The sequence below is a fragment of the Kibdelosporangium phytohabitans genome (assembly GCF_001302585.1).
Lineage (GTDB): Bacteria > Actinomycetota > Actinomycetes > Mycobacteriales > Pseudonocardiaceae > Kibdelosporangium > Kibdelosporangium phytohabitans.
Genome location: NZ_CP012752.1, coordinates 6,294,899 through 6,316,849 on the forward strand (window position 1 = coordinate 6,294,899; position 21,951 = coordinate 6,316,849).

Below are 21,951 nucleotides of genomic sequence, written 5' to 3' on the forward strand. Positions count from 1 at the left end.
CCCGCGCTGACGTCGTCCGGGTCGAGCAGCATCTCTTGCCGCGCTCACCGACCGAAGAACGCATAGCCCGTGTACTTGGGGTTCTCCAGGATCGCCCGGACCGTGCTCCCCTGCCAGCCGTCCGCCTGCCGGTGCCGGTTCTGCTCCGGCCGCCGTGCCGACGGGCACAAGATGCCGTCTTCGTTCAGCCCCTTCGCAATGGCCCGGTCACCGTTGCCGCGCAGGTACTCCCGGAAGATCCGGCGGACTACCTCAGCGGCGAACTCGTCGAGCGCGAGCACCCGTAGGCGGAAACCCTCGGCCGCCTTCCGCGGGTTCGGGTGCGGCCCACCATCGACCACCGTGTAGCCGTACGCGGCCCGGCCGCCCTGGTGACGCCCCTCATTGATCACCTGCGAATCCATCGCGGCACGAACCCGCGCCTGCACGTGCTGACGTTCCGACTCGCTCATCCCGCCGAGAACGCTCATCAGCATCTTGTGCGACGCGTTGCGCGAGTCGTACCTGCCGCCCAGTTCCGGCACCCACAGGTCCACGCCGTACGCCTCGAACCGCGGAGCGATCAACGAGAACTGGTTCCCGAACCAACAGCGCGTCCCCTCCCCCACGACAATCGCGTTCCACTTCCGGTTCGGGTCCTTCAACGCAGCCAGCAGCCGACTAGCCTCTTCACGCCGATCCCAAGGGACAGAACGAGACTTGCCGACATCGAAGAAGTCTTCAACGATCTCCCCGCCCAGCGGCTCGACGAACTTCCGCGCGTTGCCGATCTGCCAGCCGTATGACGTCTCCGGGTCCTGGTTGTCCTCCGTGGAGCAGCGCCCGTAGAACGCCAGCGACCACACCCGGTCGTCCACCGCGTCCTTAGCTACCTCGATACCCCACAGGTCATCCAGCGCGGACCAGGGATTCTGGCTGATTTCATCAGTCACGAGGCGTCTCCGTCCAGGACTTCGACCGTGGTCACTTCGACCAGTATCTCTAGCAGTATGCGCCATCCTCGCGCTGTCGGTTCAGGAAGTTCGTCCGGCACGTTGACCGTGACCTTGTCCTTGCGTTCGGCCCGACCGGTCATGACTGGTCACCATCCGCGCCGAAATCATCACGTGCCGCCCGGATGTCCACCGTCATGTACCCACGCACTCGACGCGAGCCGCCGTCTTCGGCGGGCACGTACTGCCGAACCGGCTTGCACCCCAACTCCGCCATCTGCCGGGCGAACGCGGTTGCCTCGACATCCAACGCCTCGACCAGTTCCGCCGTCGGCACGAACTCCCGCGTGTCGTCGCCCAGGTGCTCGACCACCGACGCCAGCGGTTCCGGCAGGTCCTCCCCCGCGCTACTCGGCCCCAACGCCATGACCACGGCCGACGGATCGACCGCACGAGTGGTGTCGTCCCCAGCCGCGTAACCGGTCAACGTCCCCGCAGCCTCCCTGAGCTCTCGACCACGCGCACAGATCGTCCGCCACTCCGTGTTCGGCATGTAGAACGTGCGCACGGTCGTCGCGAGCACGTCCGCCCCGGCCGTCTCACCGTCCGGCCGCAGGATGCCCACACCCTTGTGACTCGGCAACAGCGTGGACGCGTCGTAGCCACGGGTGTTCATCTGCTCCCCGAGCACGATGTTGGAGTCCCGCCAGTCCATCACCCGCAGAGCGAACCTCGAACCCAACACCGCCCGCAGCCTCGACGGAATGGTGTTCGAGTCCGGCCGTTGGGTGGCGATGATGACCACGATTCCCGCGGCTGGTCCTTTCCGAACCAGGTACGTCAACAAGTCCGCGATGTACGCGCCGACCGTGGTCTTCTTACCTCCGACGTCCTGCCGAGTCGGGTTCTCCAGGAACACCTGAACCTCATCGATCACCACGGCGGTGATCGGCATCCGCAAGTTGGCGTCCCGCGAGATACCCGGCGTGATCTTCGACTCCGGACAGACCTCGTCGTCCAAAGTAGCCATCCGCGAATACCTGGATTGGACTTCTGCCGCCAACTCCACCAGATGATCACGTACAGCCTCGACATGCTCCAGCTCATCGCCGCACACGAACCTGTGCGCGACTTGCTCGGCCGCGTCCCAGTCCTTGCCGCCCTTGCCGTCGAAGACGTAGAGCCGCGTGTACGGATCGAGGATCAACCCAGCCGCGGCAAGCCGAGTAGCAAAGGTCTTACCCTGCCTCGGAATCGCGCCAACGAGAAGCGACGTCCAGACCAACGGGAGGTCGATCCGCCGGTTCCGCGCGTCCCGTCCGAACGGCACTGGCTGCCACGCATCCCAGTACTCGACGTCGAGCAGCGGCGTACGCAACGGCGGCCCGGCGTATGGGTCCTCATCGGCCACCCACAGGAACACCCGCCCGGCGTGCCCACCTCGACCACGGACCCGCTCCACGATGAGTTGCACCTCGTCGACCGCCAGCGCCGACGCCAACGCGTCCCGGTGCTTGATCACGTCGTCGGCCTTGCGCGTCGCAGGCAAGTCGACCGTGACCGACCACCCGTCGCCAACCCGTGACGCACGCTCGACCAGCCGCAGTGACTCGTCCTTGCCAATCAGCTTCGCGTCCCGAAACGCGTCGACCAGCACCTGTGGGTCCATCGTCCACGTCAGTGTTCGCGGTCCAGCCAACACCGCCTTACGCCCCGGCGAACCGTCCTTCCGACGCCCAACGATCGCCAAGGCCACCGACGCGACTGCACCCGCGATCCACAGCGGCGCCGCGCCGTACACGAGGTCCACCAGGGCGACCGCGACGGACACCGCAGCCACCACCAGCCCAGTGACCTTCCATCGGAACAAGGTCAGAGCCCGGATCTCGACGAACTTGTCGGCAAGCTTCTCGGCGTTCTCGGCCGCCTCCCGGTAGTCGACCACCCGAACCCATCGACGCCATGCCCTTACCGACACAACCAGTCCACGGACCACCGCTCCGACGAACCGGAACGGCACACGCACCAACCACGCCACAGCATCCTTCAAGCCCTGCCCGGACTTGAGTACGTCCGGCACGTGCCGTGAACGCTGCCACCAGTTCATGAACCGACCGGCGTTCACGTGTACGGCTGACGCCTCGTCGACCAATTCAGCGTCCAAGACGGCCCGGACCACTTCGCGCCCGCTCATGACTCCGCCTTGAGCGCCGCAGCCAACTTCGACGACAAGCCACGCGAACAGCCGGTGACCTCGCGAACCCACGCAGGCGTGACCGCCACGCCTTTCCTACGAGCCGACTTCGCGACCGCCAGGTACTCAGCGAACGACGTCCGCCGCGGCGCCTCCGGCTGCGCCACAGCCGTCGCCCTGCTGACAGCTTCCGTCAGCTTGTCCCGCAGGTCGGTGACCGCCTCCGCAGCGACGAACACGACCAACGGCGGGACCGAGTGCAGAACCACGGACGCAGCCGAACCAGCCGCGTAGGCCGCCCAGGTGTTCATGACGTAGGTGGCCGCGAGCGTGAACCACTTCGCCGCCCGCACCCACCCACCGGTCCGCACACCATGCCGCGCGGTGACCTGCTCGGCCCGCAGAATCGCCAGCAGAACCAGCGACACCATCGGATCGAGCAGCCACGCAGCCAACCAAGGCAGGGACCACGGCGGCGAACCGGCCGCCGCGAACCCCTGAACGTTGGTCATCGTGAACGCCAGCCCCAGCAGAATCCCGGTCCAGCACAACCGGTCCACCTGAGCGGCCACGGTCTCCACCGACTCGCCGCTCATCGTCGGCCCCTAGGCATGTCCCGCGTGCTCACGGTCAACGCCCGCGTCACCGTGTACGAAGCGAACAGCGCAGGCACACCAAGCACCGCGAGCAGCAACCACCCGGTACCGGCCTGCGTAATCACCAGCCACTGAGCGCCGACGATCAGCCCAGCGGTGAACAACACCCGCCCAGCCAGCGACACGAACCGCGCCCCAGACCGAGCCGCCTCGGCCGCGGCCTTCGCCCGGCGAGAACTAGCCCGCCAGACCATGAACAAGACGAGAAGCGCGCCGAGACCAGCCATGACCTCGACCGGCGACAGGCTGATCATGGCGTCACCTCGTCGTCTGCCCGGTCGCCACGCTCCAACCAGCGCAGGTACAGCGCCCGCCGGTCATCGTCCGATAGCCCGCCCCACACACCGACGGTCCCGGCCCCGGCCGTACGCAGCTCCAGCTCCAAGCACTCGTCCTGCACCGGACAGCCAGAGCACATCCGAGCGGCCAACTCCCGATCGCTCAGCCGCTCATCCATCCACGCAGGCTCAGCCCAGTCCCACATGCACAACCCGTCGCGGAGAACGACGTCCGCCAGAACCTCACGCGGCACCCAACGCAGCCGATCCAGCCGCCAAGCGATGCCGATCAACCGGTGGTCAGTCGTCATGACAAGCCCCCGGCCTGTCCTCAACCGGCGTACCCAGCAGCCTGACCAGCGCAGACGCAGGAACAACCGAACGTCCTTGCCGACCGGCGGCCTGCAGAGTGCCGGTCCTGATCCAACGAGACACAGCCGATGGGGAGACACCCAGAATCCACGCGGCCTGCCGAACGGAATACGAAAAAGACAGAGAAGTACGCATCAGGAAAACCCTTTGTTCGAGGAATTCAACAACATAGTGTTGATTTCAGCGCTCAACAGCGCGCACGCAATCCACCGCGGCGCAGAACGCGACGTGTCACGCCACGGAAAGGCGAAGAACCGCTAACCTCGGCGCGAAGGCGGAGCGCGGAGGAATAGGTGTCGGAGGATTGGGCGGCAGTCGCCAAGGCCATCAACGAGCGAGTGAACGAACTCGGATGGCGTCAACGCGAACTGGCCGAACGCTCGAACGTATCGCAGGCGATCGTCCGTGAAATCCAGCACCACGTGGTGGAGCGCAGGCGAAGCGCCCGAACCCTCGAATCCCTCTCGACAGCCCTGGGCTTGCACCCCCAACACCTCGAAGCGGTGCTGAACGGCCGAACGCCTCCCCCAGTCGACGAACCGGTGATGCCGGGCCAAACGAGCGTGTTGTCCCGTTTGGACAGTCTCGAACGAAGGCTCGACGACATCACAGACCGTCTCGACGACCTGAAAACCGATCTCGCAAAGCTGATCGATCATGTGGCCCGGAAGGGCCGGTAGCGCGGTGTTTGTCATGCCGTTAATTCCACTGCGGAATGCCCGGCGAAACGATGCATCACCAGTGCACAACCAGTGCAGCTTCACTGCATAAATCGACGCGGGGGGCGCGATGAGCCTGGTAAACGGCTGGACCGGCGAGACAGCAGCCACGCTCCAATCCGCCCTACGCATGAGCAACGAAGCATTCGCACATCACCTGGGAATCGGCGTCCGAACCGTCGCCGCCTGGCACAAGAAACCCAGCTTGCGCCCACAATCCGAGATGCAACGCATCCTGGACACAGCACTTGAACAAGCCGGACCAACCGTCCAGATCCGCTTCGCCGAACTCGTCGGCAAGACCAGCTCAACCCCAGACGACCGGCTCACGCTGGACCCGAACATCACCTCAGCGCTCGACTGGCTCGACCACCACGCAGGCCGCGAACCAGGAACAAGCCGCCGCGACGTCGCCGCCCGCCTCGACCACGTCGACCCTCACGACATCGAACTGCGCGGACGCAGGCGCGGACGCGTCACCCAACACCAGGTAGCCCGCGCACTCGCCGAGTACTACGGCAACCCCAGCGGCCTGTACCGAGCCGGAAACGGCGTAACCACAAGCATTCTGACTCACCCGGACTGGCTCGACCTCGAATGCCCATTGATCGCCAGCCACGACCGCCTAGCACTGACCAACGAGACAGAACCACCCATCGCCCTCGACGCAGAGGCGGCCGGGCAGGCCGCCCAACGCCTCGCCGAAACCCTCGCGCTCAGCGTCCGCATGATCGACATGCCGATCTACCAGCTCCGCAGCGTCGACATCCACCAAGGCGCACTAGGCGGAACGGTCGGCGTGACCCGCTTCGTTCACTACGCGCTGACCTTGGATCTCCTCGAAGGCGAACTTGTAGACGCCCTGGCCGCAGGCTCAACGGCGCACCCACTGCGCGACCGTTACCTCCCCGACTTGGACAGCGTCCAAGACCTCTCCACCCGCCTCTGCGCAGGCGGCAGTTTGGCCCTCACAGCAATAGCCCGCCCGGCAGACCCGTACCGCGGCCCCGCCGACTACGTTCTCCTGGTGCAGGAACGCTCAGGACACGTGGTCAACGCAGCCCGTCGACTGGCCGTGATCCCCAAGGGCTTTCACCAGCCAATGACCGATTACCGCGCGGACGCCCAAATCGGAGCTACCCTCCGCCGCGAGATGGAAGAGGAACTGTTCGGCCGCGACGACGTCGACAACACCGTGGGCGAACAGCGCTTCGCAGACCCCATGCACCCGAGCCGCCTGTCCGAACCGATGCGCTGGCTGATGTCCGACCACGGCCGCCTGCGCATGGAGTGCACAGGATTCGGCCTGAACCTCGTCAGCGGCAACTACGAGTTCGCCGGTCTGATGGTGATCGACGACGAGGAGTTCTGGACGCGCTACGGCGGCATGATCGAGGCGAACTGGGAAGCCTCGACGCTGCGCCAGTACTCCACGCGCGACCCCACACAGATCGAACACCTCATCCAAGACGAAGGATGGAGCAATGAGGGCCTTTTCGCGCTCCTGCAAGGACTTCGCCGCCTACGCGAACTGGGTGGCAGTAGAGTCAACCTGCCCGCGATCGAATGGGAGCTGAGCTAGTGGCCGCTGCGAACTGGACCCACGGCAACGCCGGAGACGACACCGGCGATACCCGCGGCTGGCTGCTGGGCCACTTCATCGACCCATCCGAAGGCGTCCGCTCAACCAAGGACGTCGAGGTCAAGTGGGCTACCCACCCGGCCGGCGACCGGCGTCCAGAATGGACCTCAGACGACCAGCGAACCACGCTGGTCCTGTTGGTACAGGGGCAGTTCCGCATCGACCTCACCGAAGGCAGCGTCACCATGAACCGGCAGGGCGACTACATCCTCTGGGGACCAGGCATCGACCACTCATGGGAAGCCATCGAGGAAACGGTGATCATCACGGTCCGATGGCCGTCAGCTCCGGCAGCCTGACCCGGTCACCACCCAACTCCCCCAGCCGCCGCAGCCCAAGCAGGAACGCGAACAACCCTTCGTTGCTCCATGACTCGTCCGCCACCAGCGCGCCGATTTGCTCCGTGTCCAAGCTGGAGTACACCCGGAGGCCAACCGCCTCCCAGTTCGCCTCGACGTGCCCACCGAACCGCGTCCAGAACTCCTCGTCGTCGATGGCAACAAGCCCGGCGAACTCGTAGTTCCCGCTGACGAGGTTCAAGCCGAACCCGGTGCACTCCATCCGCAGCCGCCCGGCCCCGGCCATCAACCACCGCATCGGCTCAGACAGGCGACTGGGATGCATCGGCGCGGCGAGCCGGTGCCCGCCGACCGTGCCGTCAACCTCGTCCCGCCCGAACAGTTCCTCTTCCAACTCCCGCATCAACGTCGTGCTGATCCTCGAGTCAGCCCTTGCGTCCTTCAGCGGCTGGTGGAACGCCTTCGGAATGACCGCCAGCCGCCCGGCCGCGTTCAGCACAGTCCCGGACCGCTCCTGCACCAAGAGCGCGAAGTCCGCAGGCCCACGGTACGGATCGGCCGGACGCGCTATCGCGCACAGCGCAAGCGCCCCACCAGCACAGAGCCGCCCCCGCAGGTCCAACACCGCGGACAGGTCCGGCAGGAAGCGGTCCCGCAACGGCAGCTTGCGCCCGCCACCGGCCAACGCGTCGACCAACTCGCCTTCAAGCAGGTCCATCGACAGCGCGTACTCGGAGAACATCGACGTCGCGACCGATCCGCGGATCGCCCCACGCTCAATGTCGGCCTCGACCAGCCTATAAATCGGCAAGTCTGTCATCCGCACGTCAAGCGCGGCAGCTTCGGCAAGCCGGTCAACGGCGTGCCTCACATCGACGTCACCGCCCGCCTCGGCCGCACTCACCAGCTCGAACCGCTCGGTGTCCGGCGTCAGCGGCGTTCCCAGGTCAACCCAGCCCGGACGGGTCAGAATGCTGGTGATCACTTCCCTATCCCCATACCGGCCGCGGTACGCGCCGAACCCGTCACCTGCGTCCGCGTAGTAGTCCCAGAGTGCCCGCGCGAGCTGGGCGCGACCAATCCGCGCCCGCCGAACCTTCCGATCGTGCAAGACCTCGGTATCCACGGCCGCCAACCGCGACGTGACCTCCCATTGGCTCGACTCCGGAAGCCAGCCAGCCCGCGCGTCCAACCAGTCGAAGGCCCCGCCGAGACTCGAAACGTCCACTTCGGCCCGAACCGGCGCCGTCTCGTCAACCACAGGCGCCGAGAGCAATTCCCCAATGCCCACACCGAAGATGTGCTCCAACAACCGCGCAGTCGCCGGACGAACGGCGCCAAGTGGACGCCCCTTCGGCCCTACTCCAGAAGCAAGCCGCTTCAAGTGCCGCACACTGACAGTCCCGAGTCTGAGTTCCCGTCGCTCCGGGGCCATAGCGAACGTCTCCGCGAACTGGACGAACTCTTCGAAGGTCTGACGCCGTTCCCTGATCTTCTGCTCAAGCACAGTCCGGAACGCCCGCATCACACCTCTCCCGTCCGCTCCACCGGATCGACGATCAACCACCCTCAACCAGCTGATTTCAGTATCCCACGACTACCAAACGCCGCTTTCCCAACCCGTCCCATCCGGACCAACGACTGCGGCGCCCGTCCCACCGCCAGCCCACCCCAGTCACCCCACCGACCTGCACAAACCACACATCGGGACAGCCGGACAGACCCAGCCCACCCCTGTCCCCTTGGCCGTGAACCCGCCGCGTTCGCACCCTGCCGAGACATATGTCCCCCAGGTGTCCCCGCAAGATCATGTTCAGAAGCTGATCACGCCGCCATGCTGATTTCAGCCAGCCAAGGTCCCCCGACCCGACCACGGCGGGTGTTGGTCCATCTCAATCCACCACTTGACCACTGGGCACCACCGTAGGCGAGACGAACTGTCCTGTCTCGCCTACGGCGGTGCCCAGGAAAGGAGGTCTCCCGTGCGCGCGACGGCCAGTGCCCCGACACGCCCAGCGCGCCCGATCTGGATAACCAGCGTCGCCGACGACACCGAACACGCCGTCACCCACGACGCCATGGCCGCAGGCTTCACCGACAACACGGGCACCTACCGCGCACTGTGCCGCGCCACGGTCATCCCACCAGCCATGACCGAACCACCCGGCGCCCGCTGCCCGATCTGCCGCGCCATCCTCCGCAACTACCGCCGCCGTCGCTAACGGCCCACCCACACCAGGAGCCCAACCTTGACTACCGAACCCGACACCAACCAGCCCACCCCTGACGCCGCCACCGACGACCCCTTCACCGACGACATCGACGGCAAACTCGCCCAGCTCGTGGCAGACCGCGCACCTCGCCTGTTCGGCGTCGTCATCGAACACGAAGCCCCCAAAGAACCGGAAATCGCGGCCTGGGGCATGGACTTCGACGACAGCGCCTACATGATCACCGTCGACGGCAAGACGCAGTTCGCCCTCGCCAGCGCGGACAACGCCCTCTTCTACGTCCGCACGACACCCGAAGCCATCCCCCACCTCATCTACACCACCGCCATACCAGCCTCACCCAACACCGACGACGAGTAACCCACCAGCACAACCCACAGCAGTCACCAGTAGGCGGCCGGGCACAAGCCCGCCGCCTACTCCCTTTTTCACGATCAATCCTCAAAGGACACACCCATGCCCACCCGCCGCACCAACCCACGCCAGAACACCACCCCATGCCCAGACTGCGGAGTCCCACTCACCCGCCCCAACCCCGCAGACCTACCCAACTACCCCATCGACGGCGCACTCACGAAGCCCACGCCGTACCTCCGCGTCCTCGCCCTCGCACCTGCGGCCAACATCGACGTCTTCGACTTCTCCCACCCCATCCCCGACGAACTCGGCGCAGCCATCACCCTCGCCCTCGACGACAACGACCAACTCCGCGCCACCATCGGCCTCGACCCACACCTCAACGAAGACCTCCGCACAGACCTCCTCGCCTTCGCCATCGCCCTCTACACCGCCGAACCCGAACGAATCGACAACACGCCTAACGCCGCCCTTGGCATCCCTAAAACTCGCGTCCGAGCAGCCAGACGCGGCGCTGGCCACCTCGCTTATCACATAGCCTTCTCATGTGGGAGAAAGACCTCTTCCGCCACCTTTGATTCGCGTGAACTGTAGCCAGCCACGGACTGGCCGCAGCGAAGCAAATCGATCCCATACCAATATCAAGTCGCATCACTCGATCCGCCGACGAAACTCCTCGAACACCGCAGAATTCCCTCTCTTAGTCGAAGCAACTATCGATCGAAATGCTTTTAGACCTCCCTCAACTATGTCTTTCCTACGCAGACCGCCACTGTCAAAAACGGAAGCCAGCTGAGCCGGAGCGAGCGGGAGCAGAGCATCCACCAGAGGCAACCAATAATCAGCCGCATCCGCCGGGCTCACATCGTCACCAAAAGATAGTGCGAACATGTCGGCAAGAGCGCGTCCAATATAAATCTCCGCTGATCGCGCTATAGCGGCAACTAGCAAATACAACGAACCGCGTCGTCGGAGAAAATCCAAAGCTTCTCTGTCATCGTCAGTCTGCTCATCGACAGGTATTGAGGAAATTCGCGACTTTACATTGACTACGCTTGTCCACAGCGAATAGCAGAATACAATATGTTTCGCGGTCGTATGTTCTGAGAAGTACCGCGAATATATGCTGTCTTTTTCCCATATGCCGCGCAGATCGTGGTAAGCGGTGCCTGGATCTTGATGAAATGCAGCCAGCGCTTGAGCAGCTGTGTCTGATGCGATCATATTCGACGGTTTACGCGCCCGATCTTCCGGGCCGCCGCGTCGCGCACCCAAATAGGTGGAGTCAGGGATTCGCTTAAACTCCCCCCGAAGCCTTTCCTGATGTTTGTCGCCGCTACGAAAGTCTGACGGCTTTATTTGATTCTGACTATTGTTATAGCGAATGATGTCTTCGACTAACTCTGCGTCAACAGCGCGCACGAAGCGGATCAGCACTCGCACGTCTGATAGCAGTCCCACAGGGACATGCCCTAGTGAACCTGTAGTTTGCGCACCATTCACAATAGCAATCCCACTTACCTTAAGCGAGGATCCCCCGTCATACTCAATAAGACCATTAACGAGCGCCGTAACTCCGTTGTTGAATGCCCAAAATCGCCCCGGCTGGTTGCGCGCTGTCTGCTCAATCCCGAAATTTATATTCTGAGCGCTGCGCCGAAGTGGCATATATCCACGAACATTAGCCGAGAACAACCGATCACCATACTTGTTAATAAGTTCATGCAACCATGAAGCCGGTACCGACGTGCATATTGCAACCCAGCCGTCACCAGATTCGCTAAACCAGTTCGCGACGGGCACATCGATTGTGTCGGTAACAAGAATAGGGCTACGAGCACTCAAGTACCAGCCGTCCAACTTTCCGCGACCAATTTCCAGCGCCCTAACGTCGACGTTGGCTTCATCGTATCGCTGAACGAGCATTTCCTTCACACTCTTCGCAACCCGCTCAAGCTCATCGCTTACATTTTTCGATTCTGGCAAGTTGTGCACATACCAAAATTCAATAGCATCAATCTCGCCCGCAAGGATACTTTGGTGAAGTTCCTCCGCAGCGGTGCGCAGGCTCGGCCCCAGATCACCAGGACGATCATTCCCAATTACCCAAGACGCAGCGATGGCAAGATCCGAAGCCTTGTTTGCCGGGGCCGCCATTCGCTCTCTGTTGATTGCTTCGTATCCCTGAGCTAGGACAGCAGTACGACTGTCTTCATCAATATAAACGAGGTCACATTTGCGGTCTCTATTTCCGTCGGTAATGGCTGTCGCAGCGACTGTTGCAATATCATCGATGTCGAATCGCAACTCCAGCGCAAATAGCAGAAGAGAGTTAGGGCCAAACTGGGCGAGGTCACCTCTACTGTCATAAGCATCCAATGAGCTCGTCATGAGCGACCTCCAACACCATTGCACTAGCCCAGCAAATCCGATACAAGGAAGTCGCATGTCCTCTGCACTTCGTTACCATCTGGGCTACGTGATCAAGTTTCGAACTAGCCGTGAACCTGGTGCGTAAGGTGCAAGTCGACCTCAGCCCAGGAGCCATATGCGATTGCCGCAGGTGATCGCTCTCAGGCGCTCAATCTTCAAGGCGAGACGCCGCACGGCGGAAGGATGAGTCAAAGGTTCGCCCGTTCTGAAGCCAGATTACGGATGCGGTCAGCAGCAACATCCGGATCCTCGTGTTCCCACACCCTCACAACCAACCAGCCAGCTCGACTGAGTTGTACGTCTGTGTCTCGATCGCGAAGAACGACGCCACGGAGCTTCAACCGCCACCATCTGCGGTTGGCTGTTGGAAGGTGCGCGTGAACTGGGCATGAGTGCCAAAAGCAACCATCGACGAATACTGCGATGCGTGCTCCACGGAGCAGGATGTCCACACGTCGCCGTCGGTTCGTGCCGCGCGGTGCGCAGTCGACTAGAAATCGCAGTCCTCGGCGATGAAGCGCGCTTCGAAGCGCCAACTCAGGTTTAGTACCGCTCCGCTTCGTTTGCCGCATCACTCGTGTAGTTGCTTTGGTGGTCGCCGGAGGCGGCGGCCCAGGATCGACATACTGGTACACGCTGCAAGCGTGACACCAAGGTCCGACAATTGCGGCTCGTCGAGGACCTGGAGGCGTCAGGCTCCGCTCGCCCGATGAGTGCTCATTTCAGGCGTAGACGGGTGAACAGTGTGCAAGATCGTCTCGGACACGTCACTGCCCCACGGTCACGAAGGAACCTGACCGTGGGGTTTGCTTTCTGCCCTAGGGTTGTGACGGCGCCCGCGTCGGCGACCACAGCCAGCGGTTAGGTTCGTCGCCGCAACTCGTCGACCGCAGCGACGCAGGCTGATATTCACCTCATCCCTGTGGCAGATCACGATCGCTCTGCGTGCGCGAAGGAAGGCCTCGATCTCATCCAGGTCCCCACCGATCCGGCACCCCTGACGGCTGAGCCGATCCACGATCGCCACCGTCAGCTGATCCTCACGGCGATACAGATTGCTCGGCGCGTCGGCAGGTCGCGTGCGACTACTTCGGTGACCATGCCGACAACGGTAGCCCGGTCGACCATGCACTCGATGTGCATCCATGCGCCGGCCGCACTCTCCACACTGGAGCAATCCAACGTACCGATAGATGTGAACGTTGCCATCCACCCCTGTTCGCACGACCCGTGCCGACTGCGCCGCGACGAAGTCCTCTTCCGACACCAAAGCCGGATGCGCCACCACAGCAGAGACCACCCACTTCCCCATGCCGTTCCTGTCCTGCGCGAAACGATCCGCACCTGCCGCGCGTTGGCTGCGGTCGGTCGACGTACGATTCCACACCTGCCGACCGGTGTACCGCGGGTTCCGTAAGATCTCGATCACCGTGCGCTCCGACCACTCCCCCGCTGCACCATGGCGGCCGGATGGAGTCTGCACACGGCGCCCAGTCAACTCGCGAGCGATACTCGCCGCACTCCTACCCGCCACCCGCTGCGCGAACATCCAGCGCACATTCCGCGCCGTCGTCGGATCAGGAGCGAACTTCCGCAATCGCCGTCCCCATCGCGCATGCACTCGATTCGGATGTGGACCTGCGTCGACCAACTTGTACCCATACGGTGCACGACCACCCAGATACCGGCCCTGCTCCACCACCTGGCGACGCATCGCCGTCATCGTGCGCTGCCGAGCCCGCACCACCTCCCGCTGCGACTGCGCGCCCAACAACGTCATCAACGCCCGATGCATCACACTGCCCACCTCCACCGGGCCGCCCGCCTCCGGTAACCACACACCAACACCATGCGCCGCAAGCAGATTCGCCACGTCATCAAACTGCCCCGCCGCGAACGCGCGCTCAAACTCACCCACCACCACCGCATCAAACCGACGCGACCCACCAGTCAACTCCGCCAACAATGCCGACGCGCACGGCCGATCACACCACGACACCCGACGCGAACACCCCACATCAAAGAACTCCGCAACAATCACACCACGCCCAGCCACCACACACTCCGCAGACTCCAACTGCAAGCCCTCGACGACACCGGATCCTGGAAGTCCTCAGTGGAAGTCCGGCCGTAGAAAGCAAAACGCAACCCTCCAAGTGCGCTTGTACGCAATCTGCCGGCCACCGGCCGAGCAGAGTTCAAGTACTTGTCCAACGCACCAGCGGACTCCTCGACCACACTCATGGCAACTCCATCACACCGAACTTGCCATCCGAGACCTCCACACGCCCCGAGCATGACGACGCGCCGCACGACATCACCCATGCAGACCAACCGGCTCACCCGTGTTCGACTTGCTTGGCCTTCGGGAACCGATGGGCAGCCGATCGCCCCAGATTTCCTCCCGTCTTCACCACCCGACTGGTTCACCAGGCCGCCAACTCGGGAGCGACTCGAGCGTCTGCGGCAACCCCGCCTTCGCTCCGACGAACGACCGACTGTCCGAGAGGTGAGCCACCGGTTCAACGAGATCGGCTTGGCCTGCCTGGCCCCTGAGTGAGAAGGAGGCTGTCCCCGCCTGCTGAATCGTGGCCGACGGGGAGTCGGACGGGTTCGCCGCCGTCGGGGGTGAGCCAGGCGGTGCCGGTGAGCATGGTGCTTGGTTCTGGCATGATTTCCGTCATGGACCCCGGCGTCGGGTGACTCCGCAAAGCAGCCACGTGAGACACGCTGTTATGCGACGACGCACTCCGGGCGGGTGATTCCCGATGGTTCGCGTCGAGCGCGCTGTGAGCGGCGCACCCGACCGCGGTGAGGACTGACGAAGATCGATTCTTCCCCTTACGGCCTTCCCGCTCGTGGAAGTAGGCAAGTTCCCTCACGATGGATGTCCCGCCGTCTAGACTCGGCTTCCGACGACTGACGCCACGACGCGAGCTGGGGGACATGAACGACACCATCCTCGATCCGGACGGTGCCCGTGAGCGGCTGGCTGCCTGGAAGGGCCGGATCGACAAGCTGGCCGCCGACACCCAGGCGATGAGTGCCCGGCTGCAAGAAGTGCGGGTCACCGTGCAGGATCCGGCGGGGCTGGCTGTGGTCACGATCGACTCGACGGGTGCGTTGGTCGATCTGCGGCTGACCGACCGGGTCCAGCGAACGACGCCGGACGCGGTCGCCAAGGTGATCATGGAGACTCTCGGTGCGGCGAGGAGCGAGCTGGCCGAGCGGTCCCAGGAAATCATCGCCGACACCGTCGGTGTTGCCTCGCCTGTAGGACAGGCAATCGTCCAGAACATGGCGCCACAGCAGCATGGCGGGCAGGCGCCGGAGCGCTCCGGCGATGACGATGACGGCTTTGACGTCCAGTCCATGCTCAGGCGTTGACAAGCTGTGGGTGACGACAGGTTTCATGTCGACGTCGCGCAGTTACGAGCCCACGCCGACAACATCGACGCCATCCGGGAACGGTTCGGCGCCGTGAAGTCCGCGAGCGCTCACATCGCGCAGGACGACCAGGCGTATGGCCTGTTGTGCGGGTGGATCTCCGGTGTGTTGGAGAGTAAGCACGCCAAGCAGGACGAGCTGGTCGCCTACCTGGAAGAGACACTCGACCTGGTCGCGACCAGACTGCGCCTCAGCGCGTCACACTACGAGACGGTCGAAGGCTCGAACACCGACAAGATCCGCTCGGCGGGTGAAGGGGTGCCGACGTGAACGACGGGCTGATCGCCCCGGTCCAGTCCTCCCGGGAAGCGTGGACCGGATCCGGTCTCGCGGACAGCATCGAGGGCCTCGCCGACGCGATCAAGACCGAGGGCTGGGTCGACGACGCCCTGTCCGGCGCCTCGCTCGGCCTCGAGGTCGCGTCGACGGTGATGGACCCGATCAGCGCGTTGCTGGCCAACGGCCTCGGCTGGGCCATGGAGTACTTCGAGCCGCTGCGCGAGGTCCTCGACGAGCTGACCGGCATGCCGGACGTGGTCAGGTCCCACGCGGCGACGTGGAACAACATGGCGGACGAGCTGTACCGGATGAGCGCCGACCTCGACAAGCAGGTCAAGGAGGACATGCCCGAATGGCGCGGCGGCGCCGCGGACGCCTATCGAGGTCTGATGGCCAACAACGTCGAGGCGATCGGCGGGCTGGCCGCGCTCTCGGCGGCGATGGCAGCGGCCACCGAGGGCGCGGGCGGACTGGTGGAGATGACCCGCGAAATCGTCCGCGATCTGATCGCGGACCTGGTCGCCAGGGTGATCGTGTGGGCGGTTGAGGCGATCTTCGTGGTGACGATCCCGGTAATCGCAGCGCAGATCGCCGCCGCGGTGGTCAAATGGGCTGGACGCATCCTCACCTACACGATGGGTCTGATCAACAGCCTGACCAACCTGACCAAGCTGCTCAACGGGTAGCGCGATGACACCCAAACCCAAGACACCCGGTGACGGCAACAGGGGCAACACCGGTGACAACACGACCGGACGGTCCGCGCAACACCACGGCGGTATCAACGCGGGCAACGGCTTCTCCAGCGCGTATCAGAGCGTCACCACGGTAGCTCAGCGAGGACGTCCAGGCGGCGACTCTGGGAACCAGCCTACCAATCCCAGCAATGCCGATCTGCATCGAGATCTCGATCCGGCACCTCGCCCCGGCGAGACTCCGCAGCAGGCCGCCGACCGCGCCGACGCAGCCCAGTCCGAACTGGACCTCCGCAAGGCTACTGACACATACCACGCGCTGGGTGACGAGCCACCACGGCTGAACCTCGACCAGAACGACGCGACCCATGTGCGCGATGGCGCGCACACCGTCGAGCGGCATGGCCCTGACGTGCCGCTCAATCGGAGCGACGCCCCACCCGGCGACAGGACCATCGAAGGCCGGATCCACGGTGACCCACCATGGGGCCGTCCGGAGAACTGGTCGTACCGGTGGTCGGACGGCTCGACCATGAACCGCACGGTCAACGACTACATCCAGGCCAACTGGGACACGATCCGCAGCGATCTCGCCCTCAACGGCGAGCACTCCGCGACCTTCGACGCCGGGCACCGCACCGGGGAGGGGTTCTACAACGAAGGCATGTACGGCGCCGGGCCGCGCTCCGCACATTACGGGCAGACGAGTTACGCCACCGTGCGGCTCCGGCTGATTCCCGGCAACCCGCCGTCGTACTTCGTCGTCACCGCGTTCCCGTCCGGGCTACCCTGATAGCCATGGAGGTCCCCGAGATTCTGCGTGCCCGAGCGAGCCAGCCCGCGCCACCAGCGCTGGAGCAGGTCCGTTCGTTCCTGCGCGGCTACATCGCCGACTCCGACGGCCTCGACGAGGTCCGCACCGAGTTGACCAGAATGGCCGAGATCAACCGGGAAACCGTACGCCGCAAGGCCGTCGCCATTGAGACCCTGCTTGCCGATCCGCCGCCGCCTGGCACACTCGCCCCCATGGTGGCCGTCGACGGCAACTGGGTACTCGACGACGAGACCTCCGACGCCGCCGCAGCCGCGTGGCTCGCCGACCTCGCATCCCTCATCCGCGAGGTCCTCGACTCAACCGACCGGTGAAACCATCAGGGTAGGCACTGCCACCACGCTCCACGGCGTTTAGAAGGTCAACAAGTCGGCAATACAATGCTTCGCATTTCATCCGGAGACTCCACGCGACCTGGCGAGGAGTCTGCCGATCCGTGCAGCGCGCTGCAGCAAGGCAGCCACACATACGCTGCATGGAGGCACCGCTCTCCGGGCGGTAACCCGGTTGCCCACTGAATCGACGCATCGAGCCCTTGATGCGGACAGGCGGATGAGACCAAGGCCGTGCCCCGTTGACGGTTTCGCATCGGCGCCACTGGTCTGAGCTGTCCGCCGTCGTGTGCCGCAACAACCGCACGGTTGGCACGCCGGGACCCGTTCGCCGGAACGATGACACGGCCATGGCGCATGAAATCCAACGCAGCCAAGAAACACCCTACGTCCACTGTGGCTTGTTTTGATCTTCCAACGAGGGTACGGTTTTCACATGAACACCTGCATTGCGCGGGTGTGCTGCGAGTCGGTGTTGATCTCCCCCTCGGACACACGCACTATTCACACGCAGAGAGGCCGTCGCATCGACGGCCTCTTTTTCGTTGTCGTACAACAGGTTCAGCTCAAGATCCTGGTACAGCTCGATCAACTTCTCCGGCCGCTTGCCGGTCAACACCTCGGCCACGTCGGTCATCGAGTCCAGCCGGGCGTAGATGTCAGCGGCGGTGAAGTCGTCCGGCGCTGGGGCGTTGTCGAGTTCAGCCCTGGCAGCGGCCCTCTCGGCCTGGGCCTGGTTGATGACCTCGACCAGCGCGAACGGGTCAATCCCCGCCTCTACGGCCGCCTGGAACCGCTTGAGCTTGGCCTCCGCCTCCTTGAGCCGACGCTCCGCCTGGTCATGATCACTCGATGGGGTCATCTTCTCCTGTGATCCAACCATCATCCGCACCGTGCGGTCCCGATTCTTGGGATGGAACAGCCCGCCCAGCCACTCGTTGACGGCTTCAAGTAGCGGGTCCTCCCGGACGTATACCGTTGGCGGGTGGTCAACAAGGGCTGGTGAGCCAGGCGCGAGTGTCCGAGCGGGACACCGGTAGTACATGCCGTGTGCGCGTGGGCTGCCTTCCATCTTGCGCTTACAGACGCTGCACCGGATCAACTCTCGGAACAGGTAGGTGTGCTTGGTCGCCCGCCCGGTCCGCTCTGTCTTCCGGGCGGATGGTAGTCCGCCTGCGCTCTTGCCCTTCCGCTTGAGTTGCACCCGCGTGAAGTCCTCAACGGACACAATCGCCGGGTGAGCCGGTCGCCGCGACCGCACCACCTTGTCCGGCGCAGCCCGCCGGAACCGGATCACATGCCCGGCGCTGACGTCGTCCGGGTCGAGCAGCATCTCCTGCCGCGCCCACCGACCGAAGAACGCATAGCCCGTGTACTTGGGGTTCTCCAGGATCGCCCGGACCGTGCTCCCCTGCCAGCCATCCGCCTGCCGGCGCCGGTTCTGCTCCGGCCGCCGCGCCGACGGACACAAGATGCCATCTTCGTTCAGCCCCTTCGCAATCGCCCGATCGCCATTCCCCCGCAGGTACTCCCGGAAAATCCGCCGCACGACCTCAGCGGCGAACTCGTCGAGCGCCAGCACCCGCAGCCGGAAACCCTCCGCCGCCTTGCGCGGGTTCGGATGCGGCCCACCATCAACCACCATGTAGCCGTACGCCGCCCGGCCACCCTGGTGACGCCCCTCGTTGATGACCTGCGAGTCCATCGCGGCCCGGACGCGCGCCTGCACGTGCTGACGCTCCGACTCGCTCATCCCGCCCAGCACGCTCACGAGTGGCGGCGTTGGTGGCGCCGGTCGCCGCGAACGCAGGTGCGGTAATCGACGAGCCTGGCCTGCGCGCGGGTCGGGTCGAACGTGCCGGGGCGGCGACCCAGTGGGTCGGGTCCAACCGGACGTTCGGGCGCGCTACCGACTCAGGGGAACAGCGCGAGAACAGCCCTGGGAGGCCCTGCTAGACCTTGGTCACGGCCTTGATCCAATCGCGCACGGCTTTATTCGTCACATCGACGAACCCCGTGTAGCCGGCAGACTCCAAGTGTGGGTCCATGCACTTCGCGAGGGACCAGGAGATCACGCCGACGAGGCGCCCCCCTTTGATTCCCGGCCCTCCGGAGTCGCCGAGACATATGCCTTTGCTGCCATCCGAGGGACCCGCGCACATTATCCTGGCCGTGATCCTGATCTTGCCGGCGCACTCGTCCCAGTCCACCTTCGGAATGGTCGTGGTGCGCAGCCTCGCGGCCAGTTCTCCGCCGCGTTCCGTGTCCCCCCACCCGGCCACCATGAGTTCGTCGCCCGCCGCCGGCGGCAGGTACGCGACCTCCACCTCGGCGACGTTGACGTTGTGCGGCAGGTCTGTCTTGAACCGCAGCGCCGCGATGTCGAAGTCGGCCGTGCGACGGTCGAAGAGGGGATGCGCGGCCACCGTGGCGATCTCGACCTTGGCGCCGCCGGTGCCGTGCTTCGTGCTGCCGACCCGGACGCTCAGGTCCTCGACGGCCACCTTGCGGGTGCAGTGCGCGGTGGTGAGCGCGTACTTCTCTGACACGATCACAGCGCCGCAGACGTGCACACCCTCCTCCTGGAGGCTCAGCATGAAGGGGAAGTCGTTGATGAACGCCGCCTCGCCGCCGATGATGCGCTCCTCGGCGGACGCGGGAGCGGCGTGGGCCACGGCCAACAGGAGGGCGACGGTAGCGAACAGGGAACGGCGCACTGGCCACCTCCTCGTAGGTGTGCACCCCACACTGGGCGGCGTTCCTGGCCGGGCCAAGGAAGTTCACCCGACAGACGAGGCCGTGTCGCCCGAATAGACGAAGCCGCATGATGCCGCCCCGACCGGTTCAAACAAGCGACGGCGAATCGCCACAGCCTGCCCCGAACCGCATGCTTGCCACGGGTGTCCAGGGTCGGATGTCTTGAGCCGAGGGGCCGAACGCCGGGCGAGGACGTTCGCTGTCATCAACTCAGCCAATCGAGCTTCACCGAGCTGGGCGAGCGCATCCAACACATGGAACGCATCAGAACGCGGAGGATCACCCGCTGCAGCGTCTTCACCGTCGGTGGCACCGGCCCGCTCGCAGCCCGCGCCTGCTCCTCCAGCTCCCGGTGCAGCGCCGCCGCGTTGCCTCGGCGATACGCCAGCCGCACCCGCAACCGGTCGTCGAACTCGAACCGGCCCCGCTCCAGCGGCTCCGCTCCGCACACGAGCGCGCTGACAGCGCACAGGATCCAGATCGCGCCCCGGACCTACCGCAAGGCCCGCCACCGGCCACCCTCATCTCGTGACGTCGCTGACGCTCACGTGGAGAACGTGCTGCGCAATCTCAGCGGGAAGCCGGAACAGATGTACGGGCGCCGAAAAATGACCCGCTACCTGCGCCGTCAAGACCATGACGTGGCGTTCTGCACGGTGGACCGGATCATGCGCGGCCTGGGCCACCAGGGGGTCGCGCGGGGCCGCCGACCGCGGACCACGATCCCCGGCAAGGACGGGATCCGGGCCTCTGACCGGCTCAACCGTGACTTCACCGCGGCCGGGCCAGACCAGGTGTGGGTCGCGGACTTCACCTACGTGGCCACCCGGGCCGGGTGGGCGTACGTGGCGTTCGTGTTCGACGTCTACTCCCGTGCGATCGTCGGCTGGACCGCGTCCAGCACGAAAACCACCGGCCTGGTGTCCAAGGCACTCACCGAGGCGGTCTGGCGACGCGATCACCACGGGCGTCCGATCGAGCCGGGATTGGTGTTCCACTCCGATGCCAGGAGTCAATACACGTCGGTTCGTTTCACTGAATCCCCTGCTCTGCAGGGACTCTCGGCATCGACCGGGTCCGTGGGTGACGCGTATGACAACGCTCCGGCGGAGTCGATCATCGGGTTGTTCAAGACCGAGGTCGTCAACCGACACAGCCCGTTCACCACGCTGGCCGAGGTCGAGTTCGCGGTCATGGAATGGGTCGACTGGTACAACAACGCCCGCCTGCACTCCCGACTGGACTACCTCACCCCAGCCGAACACGAAGCCCTCTACTACGCTCAACAACCACCACGCCGACCGGCGCTGGTCTAACCCCGAAGCCGGTCCCAAACCCGTGACGGTTCACCTACCGTGTCAAAGTTGGACATCCGGAGCCCTGCCCATGCACAACAGGGCTTTCACACTTGCGAACCGTCAATTCCTAGTCATGGCAACGAGTTCGAGAGCAATTTCCTCGTTGCCGTCTGCGCAAGATCTACAAACGATCTTCTG

25 protein-coding genes are annotated in these 21,951 nt (G+C 64.4%); 12 read left to right on the forward strand and 13 right to left on the reverse strand.

Annotated elements, in window-relative coordinates; translation table 11 throughout:
- Positions 1 to 44: 44 nt before the first annotated feature.
- The 7 genes from AOZ06_RS60330 to AOZ06_RS54635 are packed head-to-tail and all read right to left on the reverse strand — an operon-like array spanning position 45 to position 4,567.
- A complete protein-coding gene (locus tag AOZ06_RS60330) occupies positions 45 to 932 on the reverse strand; it encodes a recombinase family protein (RefSeq protein ID WP_236951771.1) in 888 nt (295 codons plus the stop codon).
- A complete protein-coding gene (locus tag AOZ06_RS56855) occupies positions 929 to 1,075 on the reverse strand; it encodes a hypothetical protein (RefSeq protein WP_157233297.1) in 147 nt (48 codons plus the stop codon). The genes AOZ06_RS60330 and AOZ06_RS56855 overlap by 4 nt, the downstream gene beginning before the upstream one ends.
- On the reverse strand, positions 1,072 to 3,126 hold the full coding sequence (locus tag AOZ06_RS28550) for an FtsK/SpoIIIE domain-containing protein (protein ID WP_054292222.1): 2,055 nt from the start codon (positions 3,124 to 3,126) through the stop codon (positions 1,072 to 1,074). Before AOZ06_RS28550 ends, AOZ06_RS56855 begins: the two co-directional genes overlap by 4 nt.
- Positions 3,123 to 3,722 (reverse strand): hypothetical protein, encoded by a 600-nt coding sequence (locus AOZ06_RS28555; RefSeq protein WP_054292223.1) that lies wholly within the window; start codon positions 3,720 to 3,722, stop codon positions 3,123 to 3,125. Before AOZ06_RS28555 ends, AOZ06_RS28550 begins: the two co-directional genes overlap by 4 nt.
- A complete protein-coding gene (locus AOZ06_RS28560; protein WP_054292224.1) occupies positions 3,719 to 4,036 on the reverse strand; it encodes a hypothetical protein in 318 nt (105 codons plus the stop codon). The genes AOZ06_RS28555 and AOZ06_RS28560 overlap by 4 nt, the downstream gene beginning before the upstream one ends.
- Positions 4,033 to 4,371 (reverse strand): WhiB family transcriptional regulator, encoded by a 339-nt coding sequence (locus AOZ06_RS28565; RefSeq protein WP_054292225.1) that lies wholly within the window; start codon positions 4,369 to 4,371, stop codon positions 4,033 to 4,035. Before AOZ06_RS28565 ends, AOZ06_RS28560 begins: the two co-directional genes overlap by 4 nt.
- Entirely contained in the window at positions 4,361 to 4,567 is a 207-nt protein-coding gene (locus tag AOZ06_RS54635; RefSeq protein WP_083471995.1) for a helix-turn-helix domain-containing protein, read from the reverse strand. The genes AOZ06_RS28565 and AOZ06_RS54635 overlap by 11 nt, the downstream gene beginning before the upstream one ends.
- 158 nt (positions 4,568 to 4,725) lie before the next feature.
- Here AOZ06_RS54635 and AOZ06_RS28570 point away from each other — a divergent pair, with 158 nt between their 5' ends.
- From AOZ06_RS28570 to AOZ06_RS28580, 3 genes are all read left to right on the forward strand, one after another.
- The gene (locus AOZ06_RS28570) at positions 4,726 to 5,112 is read left to right on the forward strand and encodes a helix-turn-helix domain-containing protein (protein WP_054292226.1); all 387 of its coding nucleotides are present in this window, start codon (positions 4,726 to 4,728) and stop codon (positions 5,110 to 5,112) included.
- Between the two features lie 109 nt (positions 5,113 to 5,221).
- Complete coding sequence (locus tag AOZ06_RS28575) at positions 5,222 to 6,733, forward strand: hypothetical protein (protein ID WP_054292227.1); 1,512 nt, start codon at positions 5,222 to 5,224, stop codon at positions 6,731 to 6,733.
- Positions 6,718 to 7,092 (forward strand): hypothetical protein, encoded by a 375-nt coding sequence (locus AOZ06_RS28580; RefSeq protein ID WP_054296988.1) that lies wholly within the window; start codon positions 6,718 to 6,720, stop codon positions 7,090 to 7,092. Before AOZ06_RS28575 ends, AOZ06_RS28580 begins: the two co-directional genes overlap by 16 nt.
- Here AOZ06_RS28580 and AOZ06_RS28585 read toward each other — a convergent pair.
- Positions 7,058 to 8,401: a transcriptional regulator gene (locus AOZ06_RS28585; RefSeq protein WP_236951772.1), complete on the reverse strand. Its 1,344-nt coding sequence runs from the start codon at positions 8,399 to 8,401 to the stop codon at positions 7,058 to 7,060. The genes AOZ06_RS28580 and AOZ06_RS28585 overlap by 35 nt on opposite strands.
- A 673-nt stretch (positions 8,402 to 9,074) precedes the next feature.
- On the opposite strand from AOZ06_RS28585, the gene AOZ06_RS28590 reads away from it, so the two are divergent.
- The 3 genes from AOZ06_RS28590 (at position 9,075) to AOZ06_RS56860 (ending at position 10,274) form a co-directional block, all read left to right on the forward strand.
- Positions 9,075 to 9,314 (forward strand): hypothetical protein, encoded by a 240-nt coding sequence (locus AOZ06_RS28590; protein ID WP_054292228.1) that lies wholly within the window; start codon positions 9,075 to 9,077, stop codon positions 9,312 to 9,314.
- A gap of 27 nt (positions 9,315 to 9,341) precedes the next feature.
- A complete protein-coding gene (locus AOZ06_RS28595; RefSeq protein ID WP_054292229.1) occupies positions 9,342 to 9,683 on the forward strand; it encodes a hypothetical protein in 342 nt (113 codons plus the stop codon).
- A gap of 96 nt (positions 9,684 to 9,779) precedes the next feature.
- The gene (locus AOZ06_RS56860) at positions 9,780 to 10,274 is read left to right on the forward strand and encodes a hypothetical protein (RefSeq protein WP_157233298.1); all 495 of its coding nucleotides are present in this window, start codon (positions 9,780 to 9,782) and stop codon (positions 10,272 to 10,274) included.
- Between the two features lie 57 nt (positions 10,275 to 10,331).
- On the opposite strand, the gene AOZ06_RS54640 is transcribed toward AOZ06_RS56860, so the two are convergent.
- The 3 genes from AOZ06_RS54640 to AOZ06_RS54650 form a co-directional block, all read right to left on the reverse strand.
- Complete coding sequence (locus tag AOZ06_RS54640; RefSeq protein ID WP_169798993.1) at positions 10,332 to 12,071, reverse strand: AIPR family protein; 1,740 nt, start codon at positions 12,069 to 12,071, stop codon at positions 10,332 to 10,334.
- 230 nt (positions 12,072 to 12,301) lie between these two features.
- Complete coding sequence (locus tag AOZ06_RS54645) at positions 12,302 to 12,685, reverse strand: PDDEXK family nuclease (RefSeq protein ID WP_083471997.1); 384 nt, start codon at positions 12,683 to 12,685, stop codon at positions 12,302 to 12,304.
- Positions 12,686 to 12,894: 209 nt separating this feature from the next.
- Positions 12,895 to 14,037, reverse strand: coding sequence for a recombinase family protein (locus tag AOZ06_RS54650; protein ID WP_335338289.1), 1,143 nt, complete (start codon positions 14,035 to 14,037; stop codon positions 12,895 to 12,897).
- Between the two features lie 959 nt (positions 14,038 to 14,996).
- Between AOZ06_RS54650 and AOZ06_RS28605 the strand changes: the two genes are divergently transcribed.
- Genes AOZ06_RS28605 through AOZ06_RS28625 form a run of 5 tightly spaced genes read left to right on the forward strand, consistent with a single transcriptional unit; the run spans position 14,997 to position 17,680 of the window.
- Positions 14,997 to 15,500, forward strand: a complete 504-nt coding sequence (locus tag AOZ06_RS28605; RefSeq protein WP_236951773.1) for a YbaB/EbfC family nucleoid-associated protein — start codon at positions 14,997 to 14,999, stop codon at positions 15,498 to 15,500.
- 6 nt (positions 15,501 to 15,506) lie between these two features.
- Entirely contained in the window at positions 15,507 to 15,830 is a 324-nt protein-coding gene (locus tag AOZ06_RS28610; protein WP_054292232.1) for a type VII secretion target, read from the forward strand.
- Positions 15,827 to 16,525, forward strand: coding sequence for a WXG100 family type VII secretion target (locus AOZ06_RS28615; RefSeq protein WP_054292233.1), 699 nt, complete (start codon positions 15,827 to 15,829; stop codon positions 16,523 to 16,525). Before AOZ06_RS28610 ends, AOZ06_RS28615 begins: the two co-directional genes overlap by 4 nt.
- Positions 16,526 to 16,529: 4 nt before the next feature.
- Entirely contained in the window at positions 16,530 to 17,327 is a 798-nt protein-coding gene (locus AOZ06_RS28620; RefSeq protein ID WP_054292234.1) for a hypothetical protein, read from the forward strand.
- 5 nt (positions 17,328 to 17,332) lie between these two features.
- Positions 17,333 to 17,680 (forward strand): hypothetical protein, encoded by a 348-nt coding sequence (locus tag AOZ06_RS28625; RefSeq protein WP_054292235.1) that lies wholly within the window; start codon positions 17,333 to 17,335, stop codon positions 17,678 to 17,680.
- A gap of 403 nt (positions 17,681 to 18,083) precedes the next feature.
- On the opposite strand, the gene AOZ06_RS28630 is transcribed toward AOZ06_RS28625, so the two are convergent.
- Both AOZ06_RS28630 and AOZ06_RS28635 read right to left on the reverse strand, forming a co-directional pair.
- Positions 18,084 to 19,469, reverse strand: coding sequence for a recombinase family protein (locus AOZ06_RS28630; RefSeq protein WP_236951774.1), 1,386 nt, complete (start codon positions 19,467 to 19,469; stop codon positions 18,084 to 18,086).
- 181 nt (positions 19,470 to 19,650) lie between these two features.
- A complete protein-coding gene (locus tag AOZ06_RS28635) occupies positions 19,651 to 20,415 on the reverse strand; it encodes a S1 family peptidase (RefSeq protein WP_054292236.1) in 765 nt (254 codons plus the stop codon).
- 294 nt (positions 20,416 to 20,709) lie between these two features.
- Between AOZ06_RS28635 and AOZ06_RS28645 the strand changes: the two genes are divergently transcribed.
- Positions 20,710 to 21,771, forward strand: coding sequence for an IS3 family transposase (locus AOZ06_RS28645; protein ID WP_157233300.1), 1,062 nt, complete (start codon positions 20,710 to 20,712; stop codon positions 21,769 to 21,771).
- Positions 21,772 to 21,951: the final 180 nt, after the last annotated feature.